General features: G+C 67.3%; 12 protein-coding genes and 2 pseudogenes. 7 read left to right on the forward strand and 7 right to left on the reverse strand.

Annotation, left to right across the window (positions count from 1 at the left end):
- Positions 1–45: 45 nt before the first annotated feature.
- From AB0I94_RS28630 to AB0I94_RS28645, 4 genes are all read left to right on the forward strand, one after another.
- Positions 46–1302, forward strand: coding sequence for a family 1 glycosylhydrolase (locus AB0I94_RS28630; RefSeq protein ID WP_363312581.1), 1257 nt, complete (start codon positions 46–48; stop codon positions 1300–1302).
- A gap of 580 nt (positions 1303–1882) precedes the next feature.
- Entirely contained in the window at positions 1883–2056 is a 174-nt protein-coding gene (locus tag AB0I94_RS28635) for a DUF6233 domain-containing protein (RefSeq protein WP_363312619.1), read from the forward strand.
- Between the two features lie 701 nt (positions 2057–2757).
- Positions 2758–4275 carry a DHA2 family efflux MFS transporter permease subunit gene (locus AB0I94_RS28640; protein ID WP_363312582.1) on the forward strand — a complete coding sequence of 506 codons (1518 nt, stop codon included), beginning with the start codon at positions 2758–2760 and terminating at the stop codon, positions 4273–4275.
- 127 nt (positions 4276–4402) lie between these two features.
- Positions 4403–5098: a siderophore-interacting protein gene (locus tag AB0I94_RS28645; RefSeq protein WP_363312583.1), complete on the forward strand. Its 696-nt coding sequence runs from the start codon at positions 4403–4405 to the stop codon at positions 5096–5098.
- A 65-nt stretch (positions 5099–5163) separates the two neighbouring features.
- Here the strand turns inward: AB0I94_RS28645 and AB0I94_RS28650 are convergent, their stop codons facing one another.
- A complete protein-coding gene (locus tag AB0I94_RS28650) occupies positions 5164–6129 on the reverse strand; it encodes an AraC family transcriptional regulator (protein WP_363312584.1) in 966 nt (321 codons plus the stop codon).
- Between the two features lie 82 nt (positions 6130–6211).
- Between AB0I94_RS28650 and AB0I94_RS28655 the strand changes: the two genes are divergently transcribed.
- Both AB0I94_RS28655 and AB0I94_RS28660 read left to right on the forward strand, forming a co-directional pair.
- Positions 6212–7048: an NmrA family transcriptional regulator gene (locus AB0I94_RS28655; RefSeq protein WP_363312585.1), complete on the forward strand. Its 837-nt coding sequence runs from the start codon at positions 6212–6214 to the stop codon at positions 7046–7048.
- 402 nt (positions 7049–7450) lie between these two features.
- Positions 7451–7534 (forward strand): annotated as a pseudogene (locus AB0I94_RS28660) (IS630 family transposase); the annotation flags it as partial.
- Positions 7535–7724: 190 nt separating this feature from the next.
- Here the strand turns inward: AB0I94_RS28660 and AB0I94_RS28665 are convergent.
- The 3 genes and pseudogenes from AB0I94_RS28665 to AB0I94_RS28675 all read right to left on the reverse strand — a co-directional run bounded on the left by AB0I94_RS28665 (position 7725) and on the right by AB0I94_RS28675 (position 10680).
- Positions 7725–8792 carry a hypothetical protein gene (locus tag AB0I94_RS28665; protein ID WP_363312586.1) on the reverse strand — a complete coding sequence of 356 codons (1068 nt, stop codon included), beginning with the start codon at positions 8790–8792 and terminating at the stop codon, positions 7725–7727.
- A gap of 368 nt (positions 8793–9160) precedes the next feature.
- A pseudogene (locus tag AB0I94_RS28670) lies at positions 9161–9310 on the reverse strand (hypothetical protein); the annotation flags it as partial.
- Entirely contained in the window at positions 9280–10680 is a 1401-nt protein-coding gene (locus tag AB0I94_RS28675) for an ISL3 family transposase (RefSeq protein ID WP_363312620.1), read from the reverse strand. The gene AB0I94_RS28675 and the pseudogene AB0I94_RS28670, both read right to left, overlap by 31 nt.
- Before the next feature lie 243 nt (positions 10681–10923).
- Here AB0I94_RS28675 and AB0I94_RS28680 point away from each other — a divergent pair, with 243 nt between their 5' ends.
- The gene (locus AB0I94_RS28680) at positions 10924–11271 is read left to right on the forward strand and encodes a hypothetical protein (RefSeq protein WP_363312587.1); all 348 of its coding nucleotides are present in this window, start codon (positions 10924–10926) and stop codon (positions 11269–11271) included.
- Here the strand turns inward: AB0I94_RS28680 and AB0I94_RS28685 are convergent.
- From AB0I94_RS28685 to AB0I94_RS28695, 3 genes are all read right to left on the reverse strand, one after another.
- Positions 11201–12373 (reverse strand): hypothetical protein, encoded by a 1173-nt coding sequence (locus AB0I94_RS28685; RefSeq protein ID WP_363312588.1) that lies wholly within the window; start codon positions 12371–12373, stop codon positions 11201–11203. The genes AB0I94_RS28680 and AB0I94_RS28685 overlap by 71 nt on opposite strands.
- Before the next feature lie 1079 nt (positions 12374–13452).
- Positions 13453–13782: a helix-turn-helix transcriptional regulator gene (locus AB0I94_RS28690; RefSeq protein ID WP_363312589.1), complete on the reverse strand. Its 330-nt coding sequence runs from the start codon at positions 13780–13782 to the stop codon at positions 13453–13455.
- A complete protein-coding gene (locus AB0I94_RS28695; protein ID WP_363312621.1) occupies positions 13779–14900 on the reverse strand; it encodes a tyrosine-type recombinase/integrase in 1122 nt (373 codons plus the stop codon). Before AB0I94_RS28695 ends, AB0I94_RS28690 begins: the two co-directional genes overlap by 4 nt.
- Positions 14901–15019 lie beyond the last annotated feature (119 nt).

A 15019-nucleotide genomic window follows, 5' to 3' on the forward strand; every position in this document is an offset into this window, starting at 1 on the left:
ACCGGGCGATGGAACACCAAAGCACATCAATGCAAGGGAGCACTCATGACACACAACGGTCTGCCCGACGGCTTCCTCTGGGGCGTCGCCACCGCGGGGCATCAGAACGAAGGCGACAACATCGCCAGCGACACATGGTTCCTGGAGCACACCACGCCCTCCCTGTTCCGCGAGCCCAGCGGGCCGGCGTGCAGGGGCTACCAGCAGTGGGCGTCGGACCTCGACCTCGTCGCGGGACTCGGACTCAACGCCTTCAGGTTCTCCGTCGAATGGGCACGCGTCGAGCCCCAGCGAGGTGTCGTGTCCGCCGAAGCCCTCGACCACTACGAGCAGATGGTCGACGGCTGCCTCGATCGCGGCCTGGCCCCCGTCGTGACGTTCAACCACTTCACCGGACCACACTGGTTCGCGGCAGCCGGATCCTGGACCGGTGCAGACGCCCCGGCACGCTTCGCCGAGCAGTGCGACCGCGTCATGGCGCGCTTCGGTGACCGGATCGCTTTCGCCGTCACCCTCAACGAACCCAACCTGGAGCAACTGTTGCAGGCGGGCGGGAAGCTCCCGGCCGAGGCCGAGGGGCTCAAGACACAGATGCTCGCCGCTGCGGCACGGGCCGCCGGGACCGGCACCTACGCAAGCGCGAACGTCATCCCAGCCGACCTGCAGGACGCGTTCCAGGAGGCGTTCACCCACGCCCATCGGGCCGCCCGTGCAGCGATCAAGGCCCGCCGCGGTGACCTGCCCGTCGGCGTGTCCATCGCCATCGCCGACGAGGTGGCCGTCCCCGGTGGTGAAGAGCGCCGGGACGCCAAGCGGGCCGCCGTGTACGACCATTGGCTGCGCGAGGCACGCCAAGACGACTTCATCGGCGTGCAGAACTACGAGCGCATCGTGCACGGCCCCGACGGAGAAGTGAAGATCGAGGGCGAGCTCAACGGCATGGGCACCGCCATCGCACCCGGCTCCCTCGCCGGCGCGGCGCGCTACGCCCACGAGGTATCGGGCGTTCCGGTACTGGTGACGGAGCACGGCATCCAGACCCCGAACGACACCCAACGCGCCACCTTCATCCCCGCCGCCATCGACGAACTCGTGGCCCAGGCCAAAGCCGGCACACCCGTCCTTGGCTACTGCCACTGGACGCTCATGGACAACTTCGAGTGGATCTTCGGATACGGCGCCCAGCTCGGGCTCCACGAGGTCGACCGCGTCACCTTCCAGCGCCGCCCGAAGCCAAGCGCGAAGACATACGCCGAGGTGGTGCGAAGCTACCGAGATGTACTCTCGGCCAGCCGCAACTGAGTTGCTCCGGAGGGCCGACGCCGAACTCGGCCGCCGTCACCATAATGTCCTGACTGGTCGCGGCCCGGTGCACATATGGGCCGAACTCCCCGGAAACCGCTCCCGTCAGGTCCGATCTCGGTGTCAACTTCCGGCAGGGAGAGAGCCATGAAATTTTCCGGGATGCCTGGTACGTGAGTGCGCGCGTCCTTGGCCGACGCCGATGCAGAGGGTGGCGACGCCCGTGCCCCAGCCCTTACTGGATGGGCTGATGGGCAACGGTACCGACGAGGCGGGCGCCATAGCAGCAAGCTCCGCGGCCTTCGCCGCCCGGCGCTCGCTGAGCGTCATTGTCGGCGGATCGTAGGCAGGACGGGGCGCACCCGGCCGGGCCCGGGAGCGGCACCCGTCCCGGAGAAGACCGTGACCATCGTGATCATCCGCCTCGGTCGGGCCGGGTGAGCGACGCGATATCCGGTTCGGCACTCGTGCTCGATACGTGATGGCGCCAGAAGCCGCTCATGACGCCTGTGCATGTCTGCCATTTCGAGCTGCATGACACCGCGGCGAGCAAGCCAGGCCGCCGGCCCCGGACTGGCTCATCGAGCAGGGCCTGGGCGGACGTGCCCCGGCGTATGTGCACCGGGGCGATTGCCATATGGCGGGCCAGCAGTCACGAGGAGCGGGCCGGGACCGGGCGCGCCACGCTCTGGCCGAGGGAGTCGATGCCTGCCCGCACTGCTGGCCCGACACCGAACTCGGTGTGCTGGAGTAGCCCGCGCTGCTCATCCGGGCGGATCGGCGCCCGCGCCGAAGGTGGGTACGTCCGCGGCGGCGTCCAGTCGCAGAGCTGGTACCAGGTACGTATTCGAACCCTGCGGTATGCCCTGCGCCCTTTGGCTCTGAGGTACGTCGTTGCCTCGCCACGGAGCGTGGACGGAGCCGAGGCCAGCGAAGGGCACCGGTGGCGTTGCATGCGAGCGGGCCACCGCGCGCAACCGTTTGTTGATGATGACTCAGATCGCGTTGCAACTTGACAGCCTCCGAAGCTTGTGTGCCGGGTTGCCAATTAGCTCCTGATGCGGGTTTGCGTTTTTGTGGGGAATGTGAGTACCGCCAATATGGCGATCTGCGGTACACACGTGGAACTTAATTGCAAGCAGTGCCGCAATATTCGTCATTTCCGGAGGCACACAAGGGCTGTAGGGCTGTCAACTGCTACGACATCACACGGGGGTTGTGCGGAAGAGTGCCGAATATGGCCTCGAAGTGGTGCTACAGTTCCGAGTCGTGTCGGGCCTGACGGCCCTCTGTTCGGTGCGTAATACGCTGCCGAAGTGGCCGCTATGTGGCACCTAGCGCAATTAGCCTCCCGCTTACCTCGGAAATGAATGCAGGGGATCTTTCTGCCTCACTTCCGGGGTAATTCGCGCAACTCTCTCATTACTTGGAGTTCCTTCTGTGTCCTCTGACAGCGTGACCACCACCACCGCGCAGCCGGGTTCCGGTGCGTCCGGGGCTCCCCCGGGCGGCCGGCATCTCGGGCTGGCGCTCTTCGTGATCGCCGCGGCCCAGCTGATGGTCGTCCTCGACGCCACCATCACCAACATCGCGCTGCCCGCGATCCAGACCGACCTGGGTGTCTCCGCCGCGAACCTGGCCTGGATCGTCAACTCCTACGCGCTCGCCTTCGGCGGTCTGCTCCTGCTCGGCGGCCGGGCCGGCGACCTGTTCGGACGGCGCCGCATGTTCCAGGTCGGCATCGCCGTCTTCACCGTGGCCTCGCTGCTGGGCGGCCTGGCCACGAATGAGGCGCTGCTGATCGGTGCCCGCGTCCTGCAGGGCGTCGGCGCGGCGATCGCCGCCCCCAGCGCCCTGGCGCTGATCACCACCACGTTCCCGGCGGGCAAGCCGCGCAACACCGCGATGGGCGTGTACGCCGCCATGGCAGGGGTCGGCGCCACCGTCGGCCTGCTGCTGGGCGGCATCCTGACTGACGCGCTTAACTGGCGCTGGGTGTTCTTCGTCAACATCCCCATCGGCCTGGCCGTCCTGGCCGGGACCCGGACTCTGACCGAAGCCGAACGCCACCCCGGCCGCCTGGACATTCCCGGTGCGATCACCGGTACCGGCGGACTGCTCGCCCTGGTCTACGGCATCACCCGCGGCGGCGAGCACGGCTGGACCGACGGACTGACGCTCGCCTCGTTCGCGGCGGCCGTCATACTTCTGGCGGTATTCCTGATCGTCCAGTCACGCGCCGCGGACCCGATGATGCCGCTGCGCCTGCTCAAGGACCGCAACCGGTCGGGCAGTTACGCCACGATGCTGTTCATCGGCGCGGGCATGTTCGCCACCTTCTATTTTTTGACGCTGTACATGCAGCTGATCCTTGGCTACAGCGCGGTCAAGACCGGCTTCGCCTATCTGCCCTTCAGCGTCGGCATGGGGGCCGCCGCGGGCATCAGCTCCAAGCTCGTCGCCCGCCTGGCACCCCGGCTGATCGCCGGACCGGGCCTGCTGGTCGCGGCGGTCGGCATGTTCTGGTTCGCCACCCTGGACCCCGACTCCTCCTACACCGCACACCTGATGCCCGCGATGTTCCTCACCGCCCTGGGCCTGGGCATGAGCTTCGTGCCCATGACACTGGGTGCGGTGAGCGGGGTGGCGCACCTGGACACGGGCGTTGCCTCGGCGCTGCTGAACACCGCGCAGCAGATTGGCGGCGCGCTCGGTCTCGCGGTCCTGTCGACGATCTCCACATCGGCGGCCAACGACAAGCTCCCCGAAGCGGCCTCCGCTCTCTACCGGGGCCTGGCGGCCAAGGACTTCGCCCTGGTGACAAAGGCGGGCGAGGCGCTGACGCACGGCTACACGGCGGCCTTCGTCGCCGCAGGCGCCATGTTCCTGGCCGGCCTGACGGTCACCCTCTGGGCCGTCAACACGGGCCGACAGCAGCCCGCCGAGGGCGCGGCGCCCATTCACATGGGCTGACCTGCTGCAAGAGCACATCCCACGCACCACGCCTAGCCCCCTGGTCCTGTCGAGACGCCGCACCGTGGGCTGGCTCGAACCCTTAAGGAGAGTCCCGATGCCCCGACTGCCCGCACCCTTTGCTCGGATGATCGAGGCTCGTGGCAGGCCGTGCACGGTGACAGAGATAGAGGATCTGTCGCCGTCCTTCCGGCGCGTGCATCTGGCCGGCGACGGGCTTCGGGGGCATGCGTGGGCGCCCTGCCAGGTGTCCACGTTCCTGGTCTCGCCGACCGAGTTCCGGCGCTACACGCCGGACTCGTTCGACGCCATGGCGGGGCGCATGTCGCTCTTGTTCTACCGGCACGGCGCCGGCCATGCGGGCGCGCTTGCGCCGGGTGAGGCATGGTTGGAGGGACTCGCGGTCGGCGATGAGGTCACCGCGATGGGGCTCGAGACCACGCGGAGCTTCCGGGCGCGTGCCGTGCCGGGGACGGTGCTGGTGTGCGGTGACGGCACCACGGTGGGGCTCTGGAATTCCATGATCCGCTGGCTGGACTCGCAGACCCGGGTGAGCGGTGTGGTCGAGGTGCCCGCGCCAGATGTGCCGCTGGTGCAGGGCCTGTTGCCCGGGGTGCAGGTCGTCGCGCAGAGCGGGCAGCCGGGAGACGCGGTGCTCTCCCGCCTGGGCGATGCCTCGTTCGGGGAGGTCACGCACGCCTACCTGTCGGGGCACGGCCAGACAATCCAGCGCGCCCGCGACATGCTCCGGACCCGCTATGGCCTGCACCGGTCCGTCATCTACACCCAGCCCTACTGGGCGACAGGAAAGGTGGGCCTGTGACCGGCATGCGGCGCACGAACGCTACCGCTGACCAGCCCGAGGACGGTGGCGGCTCCCCCTGGCTGTCAGGTCTGTGCCCGCGCTTCGTACGTGCGGTATTCGCTGGGACTGACACCCCGGCTCTTCTTGAACGCGGCGCTCAGGGCGAAGGCGTTGGAGAAGCCGACGCGGGCGGCGGCGGCACCGATCGTGGTGCCGGGCTCGCGCAGCAGCTCGGCGGCCAGCTTGAGGCGCTGCTCGCGCAGGTAGGTCATCGGGGGCTGTCCGACCAGCTCACCGAAGCGCCGGGCCAGGGCCGCACGGGACACACCTGTGCCGGCGGCCAGTGCATCGACCGTCCAGGGATGGGCGAGGTCGGCGTGCAGCAGCCGCAGGGCCGAGCCGACCACCGGGTCGCTGAGGGCGTGGTACCAAGCGGGGACCTGGGCGCCGGGGCGGGTGAACCAGGAGCGCAGGGCGGTGATGAGCATCAGATCCAGCATCCGGTCCAACAGGACCTGCTGGCCCGGAGCGGGCCGGGTGGCCTCCTCGAAAGCCGCCGAGCTGACCGGACAGGCCCCCTGTCCCGCCTCGACGACGGCGAGCGGCGGCAGCGCCGCGAGCAGCCGGCCCGGTACGCCGCCCTGCACCGTGTACAGACCGTTGAGCAGCACCATGCTGTCCGGCCCGGTCTCACCCCAGGCCCCCACGCCCTGTGTGCGGCTCACCTCCTGACCGTCCACGCTCGTGCAGCGTCCTCCGGGGCGGATTATCACGTCCGGTTCGGTGGCCGGATCGTCGGCGATCACATACGGGGCGCCGCCGCTCAGCACCGCGACATCGCCGGCATCAAGCCGTACCGGTGTGCCGTCCTTCGGGATCACCCAGGACGTGCCGCGCAGGGGCACGGCGAGCGCGAGCGGCGAACCGTCCTCGAAGCGCACGGCCCAGGCGCCGCGCAGGGAGGACCGGTTGAAGACGGCCCCGGCGGTGCGCACGCCGTTCAGCAGGTCCGTGAGCGGGTCGGCGCCGGTCGGCGTCAGGGGATCCATGCAGGTCAGCGTAGACGAACGCGTATGGAATCGAGCGTGCTCACCATGGCTGCCCCGTAGAGCGGCTGGTTGCCTGGAAGGCATGAGCGACGAAACAATTCTGGTGACTGGCGGCACGGGCAAAACCGGTGGCCGCGTGGTGCGGCTGCTCCAGGAGCGGGGAGTGGCGGCGCGGGCCGCGTCCCGGTCCGGCGAGGTGCCCTTCGACTGGAGCGATCGCACCACCTGGGAGCCGGCACTGCGGGGCGCGACAGGGCTGTATCTGCTCGCGCCCGACCTCGGCAGCCCGCAAGCCGCCGCGGATATTGCCGCCTTCACCCGGCAGGCCGCGAAGGCCGGGGCCCGGCGCGCGGTGCTGGTCTCGGTCCCCGCCAGTGAGGGCATGGACCAGGACCAGGTAGCGGCCGCGGAGCGAGCGCTGGGCGAAGCGGGCCTTGCGTGGACGGTGCTGCGGCTGCGCTGGTTCTTCCAGAACTTCAGCGAGGACTTCCTGCGCGATCCCGTGCTCAGCGGTGAAGTCCGACTGCCGGCCGGGGAAGGTACGGAAGCCTTCATCGACGCCGACGACATCGCAGCCGTCGCCGTTGCCGCGCTGACCGAGAAGGGACACGACGGACAGGTGTACGAACTGTCCGGGCCCCGGCTGATGACCTTCGCCGACGCGGTCGCGGATATCGCCGAGGCCACCGGCCGTGACATCCGCTACGTGCCGCTGAGCGCCGAAGAGTACGCGGATGAACAGCGTGCACAGGGTGTGCCCGAGGAATGGGTGCAGCTGTCGGTCGACCTCTACGCCCACGTACGCTCCGGCGGCCTCAGTACGCTCACCAACGACGTCCACAAGGTCCTCGGCCGCCCGCCGCGAGACTTCACCGAGTACGCCCGCACCGCCGCCGCGCAAGGAGCCTGGACCGCCTGAATTGCGTCTGCTTTCCACCGAATCCGCCGGACAAGCCTCTCAGTAGAGCCTGCTGCTCACTGCGGCTCGGCTGCTTGCGCAACCCGTCGTCTGCACCCGGACTCCTGGCCAGGGCCCGGGTGCCGTGCCGGGGTGTGCTCACGGTTGACGGCCTCATCACCTGGCGGCCATGCGGAAGTAAAGCCGAGAAGCTGGGCAATCGAACAGTTCGGCGACTCATCAGACAGACGTGCGACTTCACCTTTCAGTGACATCTCATGAGTGTCCGCCCAGCAACTGTCATCCGAAGTCAGCGACAATCGCCTCCCCTTGAGGGGCTCTGGCCCACTTGTTGTGGAGCATCCACTGGCTGTGACAGCCCATTGACTGGGTTCGGGGTAGAACTTACGGAACTGGGAATCCGACAACCTCGATGTCCATCTGGCGCACGGGATGCGGCAGTTCATCGCCCGGCACGACTGGCTGACCGTCTGCCAGTTGCCCTCCTAGGCACCCGATCTCTGGTCGCTGGTGCGACGCGGCTGGCTCTCCAACACTGCCTGCACCTCACTGGAGCACCAACTTGCTGGAAGATGCATCGGAAACTGTAATCTTGGCTGGCTTCCACAAAAAGCACCCTAATGCTTGGCTTCGCAAACAGAGCACATTTCGGAATCCCATCTCTCCAGGAATTAAGTCAGCCGAACCTGCGGTCGATTTGAAAGAAATACGAGTACGCCGTAGCGGGTTGAGAGGGTGGAGTGAAGGTAACGCCAGCGGCAGCTGTTGCCAGCAAAGCTCCTACCAAGTCTCCCTGTGTTGCCGTCCATGCCGCACCGGCAATACTCAATGCCGAACCGGCGAGTGTGGCGCCAAAGGCCCGCCGCGTTGCTCTGCGTAGCTCTCGCGCTTCTTGGTCAATCTGGTTGGCGCGCTCCCTGAGCTCGGCTTCGAATTGCTCATTGTTAAAATGCTCGGCCGCGAGTAGCAAACCCCGCAGACCGCGAACATAGGAGCGCAAGCTATCCCTGTGCTGGCGGCGAAAATCTAAGATTTCATCTAAAGGGACATGTGTCAGGTCAACTCCTACCTGCCGTATATCCGACTCAACGATCCGAACGGATCCCCTGCGTTGTGAAGTGGTTAGACTCGACGAACTCATGACCATCTCAATTAGCTGCCGGGGCGTGAAGCCGTACGTGTGCTTGAATTCGTGAGCCTCGAATACCGGCTGAAGGGTGATGTCGCTGCGCTGTTGGATTGCTCGATGGAGCGCCTTGCAGTAGAACATAAGGACCAGTAGATGTACGTGTGGAGAAAGATGCCAAATATCTTGATGGTGTGTGGGGTAGGCCAATCCAAGCCGCCGAAGAGTGGCGGAGAGCACTTCTGCCTCGCGAACTTGCTCATGTGGCCGGACTCCCCAGTGTTGAGGAGTTAAGGCTTCATAGGGCTCGTCCATGCTGGCCAGCAGATCACGATTATCCGTGACCCACTGCGTCAGAGCCTCGGCCAGTTGCGCCGAAGACTCGACAGGGAGGGTCTCCTCCGGTACAAGGTTGATCAGAAGACCATGCTCGGTGAGTGGTTGAGCAAGCCCGGAGCTTCGATTAATAACCTCCGAAATGGCTTCCCCGGGAAGAGAGAAGGCAACTCCGTCGAAGAATAGGAGGAGAGACTTAATGTGAGTTTCAAAGTCGATGTCCCAGATCCAGTCTGAGGCGTAGTACAGATAATCCTTCGCGCTGTCACGTTCGACCCCCATGACTACACAGTGCCGCCACGCGAGCTGCAGCACAGACCTTTTTTGCTTGCCTGTCGGCATGTGTATGAGAAGTGACTACAGCGACTGTCGTACGACGTCAGGGCAGCCCGTGAGACTGGTCAGTGGGCCTCCCTTGCCCCACCTCCGACGCCGCCGCTGGTCCGACCGCAACTCCTTCGCCATGGTCAAGCTCGGCCCACCAGCGGTGAGCCACTCGGCGGCCATCATGCGGATCTCCTCGCGGAATTGTCGGCACTCGTCCGACGGATCGCGGGCCCCTGTGCGTACCTCATGACAACGGCGTACCACGAGGATCAACCCTGTCAGCGGCTACGACAACCCGAGTTCAAGCTCAGTAACCGTGGATGTCAGGCCAACAGCACCCGTTTGCGGAGGAGTTCGAATCCTGCGCGGCCGAACATCTGACGCTTGAGCATCTTGATCCGGTTGACATGGCCTTCCACGACACCGGAGTTCCACGGCAGTGTCAGGCCCGCGATGACTGCGTCGAGGTCGCGTTCGAAGTGCCGGGCGAATCGGCTGAGGCCGGGCAGGCCGATGACTGCTCGGGCAGTTCGATCCATTCTGGCAGCCGGTCACCCTGGAGCTCGGTGACCATGTGGGCGAAGGAGCGCACGTGCTCGGCGAGTGCCGTCAGCTCGGGGCAGTTGCCCAGGACAGCCTTGAGCTGGATCCGGTCGTATTCGGGCAGGGCGTCAGGGTGGGTGAGAAGCCAGCGCGTGACGGCACGGGCCGATGGAGGGCGGGCTCCGGCCGGTTGGGGCTTGCCGCGAAGGTTCCTGCTGACGTAGGCACGGACGCCGGCGTAACCGCGGGGATAGCCTTGTTCCTTGATCTCCTCCCATAGTTTCCAGGCGTTGGTGCAGCCTTCCTGCCAACGCTGATCGAGGTAGGGCTTGTAGGCGTCGAGCCCGGTTGGACGGTCTTGCCACTGCCCGGTGAACATCTCCTCCGGGGTGGTGGCGCGGGAGAAGCGCAGGATCGTGTTGAGCGTCATGCCGAGCTGCCGGGCGACGGACCGCTTGCTGTGCCCGGCGCCGAGGAGCGCGTGGATGGTGGCGTGCTTGGCGCGGGTGCGTTCGGCGAAGCGGTGTCCGGTGGGCCACGGTGATGACGCAGCCGCCCCCACCTCCTCCCGGCGTTCCTCCGGCTGCTGCGGCATGGGGCGTAGGCAGCCGCGATGGCGGTAGACGCACTTCTCGGCGGCTTCGGCCAGGTTGTGCCAAAGGTGCCACCGGTCGGCCACTTGGATGGCCTGCGGAGCACCGCGGGTGGCGCCGTCGGCGAAGAAGGGGGCGCGGTCGCGGCAGACGATCTCGACGCTGGGGCGCTCGGCGAGCCAGGCCGCGAGGGTGTCCGCCTCCCGGTCGGGCAGGAGGTCAATCGGGCGACGTGTCTCGACATCAACGAGTACGGTCCCGTAGACCTGTCCCTTGCGCTGGGCATATTCGTCCACCCCGACCACACGGGGCGTGGCAATGGGCGGATCCGGGAGCGAGGCGATCAGCCGTAGCAGGGTGTTGCGGCTGGCGGGCGCCCCTAAGACGTCTGTCATGCGAGCCCCGGCCCGGCCCGCGAGCGCGAGACCGACCGAGAGGAGCATCGATCGCAGCCGTTCCGTCCGTCGTCCGAACCGGCGAGTGAGTCCCGGCACCTGCTCGACGAAAGTCTTGCGCGGACAAGAGCTCTCCGCGCAGGCGAATCGGCGCACCCTCAATGCCACCACGACGGACTTGCCCGCCGTCGGAAGATCGCGAGGAAACCGCAGATAGGAACCATGTATTCGCCCTGAGAGGCTGCCGCAGTCCGGACAGATCGCCTGCCGGGCAGTACTCAAAGCCTCTACCCGGACGGCCATGTCGGTCATCTCGACCGACTCCACCACCACGTCCTCCGATGAGGAGAACAGCACCTCTTCGAGTTGCGACCGTACTTCGTTCACGCCGCAGCACTGTCGACCACACCGCTCACCGGCCGGGCGATTTTCGGGCTATCTCAGCCACCGTCACCATGAGATCGATAGTCACGCTGCGTACGCGTCCACAGCAAGTGGACCAGAGCCCCTTGAGGCTTACCTAGCCACCTGCGCGCCGGCGAGCTGCTGTCCACCATGAAGTTCTTGGTGCAGACCCTCGCCGCTGCCAGCGAACTGCCGCGAGACCTCCAACGCGAGCTGACGTACGACGGACTGCGCGCCGCCGAGGCCAGAGGCAGGAAGGGCGGGCGCCGCCTCACCGTCCCGACGGGAAGCACCGACACCGTACGCGTCGCCTACCTGGCAGGCCGCTTCATCGCCGCCCTGGCCCACGAGTACGAAGTCAGTCGATGTCACCACGTGGGCCGCCGCGGTGGGCGCCTGCACGCGCGGCCGCCATGGGACAGAGCGGTCATGTGCGTGTGGCCACATAGGCGTTCCAGTCGCGGGCTGCTCGGCGGGTCCACTGGAGGGCTGCGGTGATGCTGATGCCGAGGGTGTCGCTGAGCACTGAGGCGGGCAAGTCCTCGGCCAGGGCAAGGAGTGCGGTGTTGCGGCCGGTGCGGGCGGGCAGGCCGTGTCTTCGCAGCCGGGCGGCGAAAGCGGCTGCGGATCGGTGGGTGCCCGCTGCCTGCCCGGGGAAGATCCATCCGGTGCTGTGGGTGGCTCGGCCAACGGCGGAGTCGGGGCGTGCCTGATCGGCTTGCAGACGCAGGATCAGGTGGGCAGCTGGCGGAATCGGCGCCTGGTGGAGGCCGAGACGCAGTGTGGGTGGGTCTCCGTCGGTGAGGTCTGTGGTGGTGAGTTCGACGATGCGGGTGATCGAGGCGCCGTAGAGCAGCATGACGGCGCCGGCTGCGCGGACGTCGAGGGGAAGGTCGTCGTGGTGGAGGCAGCGGCGTAGGTGCATCCAGTGGTCGTTGGTGTCCCACCAGCGGTGGGGCTCGTCGCGGGGCGGGCGGTCGATCTGGTGGTTCCCGGTCAGACGGTGCCGGTGTGCCCAGGTGAGGAAGTTCTTCAGGGGCACGCGATAGGTATGTTCCTCCAGCCAGCAGTCGATCTCGGTTTGGGTGAGCGTGGCCAGCGTGGTGCCCTGGTCATCCAGGCGGGCGAGAAAGGCGGCGACGGTGCGGAGCGCCCCGCGGATGCTGGCGGCACCGGCTGGGGTGAAGCCTGCCGGGGTGGCGGCTCGGCGCCGGGCCCGGTGCAGGAGTGACCACTCCGCGTAGACGCGCAGGGTGTGTTGGTGGTGAGCGGGAGACTTCGCCAGGAGTCGTTCGAGCCAGGGCTGGATGCTGTCGAGGGCATCGTGGCGGGGTGGAAGGACAGTGAGGTGGACCAGCGTGGCTCTCAGGACCGCCGGGCCTTGGCCTGGCCCGAGGTCGTCGAGCGTCTTATGGGTGAGCGGCTGTCCCTCGGTGACGAGGCGGCGAAGGCAGTCGACGCCGCCGGAGGGTTTGTCCAGCCAGGCCAGGATTGACCGAGCCTTGGGCGCGCGCAGGAACGCATTGATGAGGGCAGCGAGTTCGGGGGGAGTCCGCCCGCCGGGCCCGGTGAACTCCCGGGTCAGGCGGTCGCGCAGCACACACCGGGCACAGCGCGGGCCGCGGTCGGTCTCCCTGCCGGAGCCGCACTGAATGCAGAGGTAGGCGTTGGCCGCGCCGGCACAGACGCCGCACGTACCCCGGCCGTCTGGCGCGGAGCCGACCAGGGGGCGGGTGCGGCCACAGGCGGAGCACGGCTGGGGGTGAGCGCGGGTGTGGCCGTAGCAGGAGGTGCAGACTGGCCCGATGGGCCAGCGGGCGCGGCATCGTCGTTCCTTGCCGCATCGTGCACAGGTGACCGGCGGCACCTGGAGGCAGGAGGAACAGCGGGGCGTTCCCGCGCGGGTCCCGGTGCATGGCCGCTGCTTGCCGCAGTTCACGCAGATGGCCAGCGGAGCCTTCGCGCACTTGCGGCACAGATCCGGGGTGTTGGCGCGAGCCGCACGGTGAACCGGCACGGTGCGCCCGCAGCTCCCGCACGGGCGGGCGCGCAGAGTGCGGTAGCAGATGTCGCAGAGCGGTCCGGTCGGAAGGCGACGGACGACGGTCGCGGTGCGGCCGCACACGCTGCACGGCTCCGGTGGGCGGCAGTTGCCGCAGGAGGCGCACAGGGCCCCGCCGTCCGGAAGTCGACGGCGGACGCGGGCTCGACGTCCGCAGGTAGCGCAACGTTCATGACGTGCAGGATCCCCGGCGTAGCAAGTCGAGCACAGAGGTCCCTCCGGCACGATGGCTGCCACCACGCGGGTCCGGCCACACCGGAAGCACGGCCGAGAACGCCGCGCGGAGGCGCAGCGAGAACAGATCCGTCCCTGCTCGGACCGTTCCGGCAACGGCGCTTGGCGTCCGCAGATCCCGCACCCCGGTACGGTCACCGGGCGCCCTTCGGCATTCAGGTGCTGCAGCAGCCTGTGCAAAGACGGTGGCACGGCCGCGTCCGAAGCGTGGAAAGCCTCAGGGTGCTCGCGAAGGTGATCGTCGAGACGGTGCAGGGCAACGTGCCGGTGCGCGTTGACTGCTTCCAGGGCGCGCGCAGCGGATGGGGCGTCAAGCCCCGGAAGACGGTCGCACATGTACGAGATGACGCGGGCACGCACCGTCTCTGCTGCTTCGGGCCGTGTCACGAGGAGGGGTCCGGCCGTCGGATCGTGCTGCGACGGACAGCGGGCGCTGCCGGCGGCCGTGCAGCATCAGCCGTCTTGCGGACCTGGGTGTTGGTGACCTGGATGTCGATCAGGTCGTTGGGGGTGCAGGTCAGGATGTCGCACAGAGCGGCCAGGGTGTCCATCGACAAACGCTGTGGCGGGCTGCTGACCAGCCGGTAGACCTGCTCCCGGGAAAGGTGGACGCCGCGCTCGGCGAGCAGCGGCCTCAGGTCGGTGGTCTGGAACATGCCTTTCTCCGCCATCCGCAGACGCAGATTCCACTCGATACCCATCTTCTTGATCATGACAGCGACTCCCACAGTCCAGGAAAACGGTCACGTTGCGCACGGGCCAGCAGACGGTTGCGGTACTCCAGGGACACCCCCGTGTACAAAGCCGTGGTCGAGGCATAGCGGTGTCCGACCTGGTCCTGTACGAACCGCTCCGGGTACCCGAACTCGATCAGGTGCGTGATGTACGAGTGCCGCAGGCAGTGGAGGTCCAGCACAGGGTCCAGCCCGGCCGCCTCCCGGATCAGTGCGAAGACCTCGTCAATCCGCCGGCCGGACATTCGGCCCTGCCGCTCGGTCACCCACAATGCCGGATGCACACCGGGTGAGAACCGGGGCCGGACCTCGGCCACCCACTCCTCGAGAACCGGCACCACCCAGTCCATCTCCGGTACGAGCAACACCGTCCGGCGCTTCGGCGGACTGCCCCGCGAGGACTTCCCCCACCGCACGTGCATCACGCCGAACCGGCCAAGCCCGGGCGTCCTCGCGTTCCGACGAAGATCCGGAAGATCCAGCCCCCATGCCTCCCGACGACGCACGCCGAAGGCATACACCGTCTTTACCAGCGCCGCGTCCCGCCATGCTGCCAGCGCGCCCTTGCGGCCCCGACCGCGGATCTGTTCAACGAGGCCGTCTGCCGCGTCGAACAACGCCTGCACCTCGTCATAGGTGAACGGGCGCCGCTCCGGATCGCCCTCGTACTCGTCGACGTGCACGACGGTGTTCCACCGGTCGAGGACCTGCTGCGGCGGCGCTCCAACCCGTTGCTGGCACACCTGCGACCAGCCGTAGCGCGGGTCGGTCACAAACTCCAGGAAAAGCCGCAGATGGCCAAGGTGCCCCCGAGCCGTCGACACGGTGATGGGATCGCTTCCCGAGCGCAGTTGATCGACAAATGACTCGATCTCGGCAGCGTTCCACTGCCACGGGTACTGGCCCGAGAACTGCGCCAGCCGCTGTACCAGCTGCAACCGACGGCTGATGGTGTCGTCCTTCAGGAACCGAACCCGCTGCTGACGAGCCCAGCCCTCCAGCATCGCCTCGAACACTCGCGGCTCAGGATCGAGGGGCAACACGTTCTCGACCAGCACCAGATGCGCAGCGCCCGGTAGGTCGACTCGCCTGTCCATGCGATGCATCTAATACAACATCGATGCATCGCATTGTCGTTTCACCGAAAGACCCAGCTCAGAATCGGCTATCCCTCATACTGGCTGCCGGTGCGACCAGCCGAATCGTCTTACTCGCC

Source organism: Streptomyces sp. NPDC050147, from assembly GCF_040660195.1.
Classification (GTDB): domain Bacteria; phylum Actinomycetota; class Actinomycetes; order Streptomycetales; family Streptomycetaceae; genus Streptomyces.

Bases quoted from the DNA above. Each gene is read 5' to 3' on its own strand.
- AB0I94_RS28655 (WP_363312585.1), top strand. From the start codon at position 6,212: ATGAGCGACGAAACAATTCTGGTGACTGGCGGCACGGGCAAAACCGGT.
- AB0I94_RS28675 (WP_363312620.1), bottom strand. From the start codon at position 10,680: ATGACCGACATGGCCGTCCGGGTAGAGGCTTTGAGTACTGCCCGGCAG.
- AB0I94_RS28680 (WP_363312587.1), top strand. From the start codon at position 10,924: ATGAAGTTCTTGGTGCAGACCCTCGCCGCTGCCAGCGAACTGCCGCGA.
- AB0I94_RS28665 (WP_363312586.1), bottom strand. From the start codon at position 8,792: ATGGGGGTCGAACGTGACAGCGCGAAGGATTATCTGTACTACGCCTCA.
- AB0I94_RS28695 (WP_363312621.1), bottom strand. From the start codon at position 14,900: ATGGACAGGCGAGTCGACCTACCGGGCGCTGCGCATCTGGTGCTGGTC.
- AB0I94_RS28645 (WP_363312583.1), top strand. From the start codon at position 4,403: ATGATCGAGGCTCGTGGCAGGCCGTGCACGGTGACAGAGATAGAGGAT.
- AB0I94_RS28630 (WP_363312581.1), top strand. From the start codon at position 46: ATGACACACAACGGTCTGCCCGACGGCTTCCTCTGGGGCGTCGCCACC.
- AB0I94_RS28690 (WP_363312589.1), bottom strand. From the start codon at position 13,782: ATGATCAAGAAGATGGGTATCGAGTGGAATCTGCGTCTGCGGATGGCG.
- AB0I94_RS28650 (WP_363312584.1), bottom strand. From the start codon at position 6,129: ATGGATCCCCTGACGCCGACCGGCGCCGACCCGCTCACGGACCTGCTG.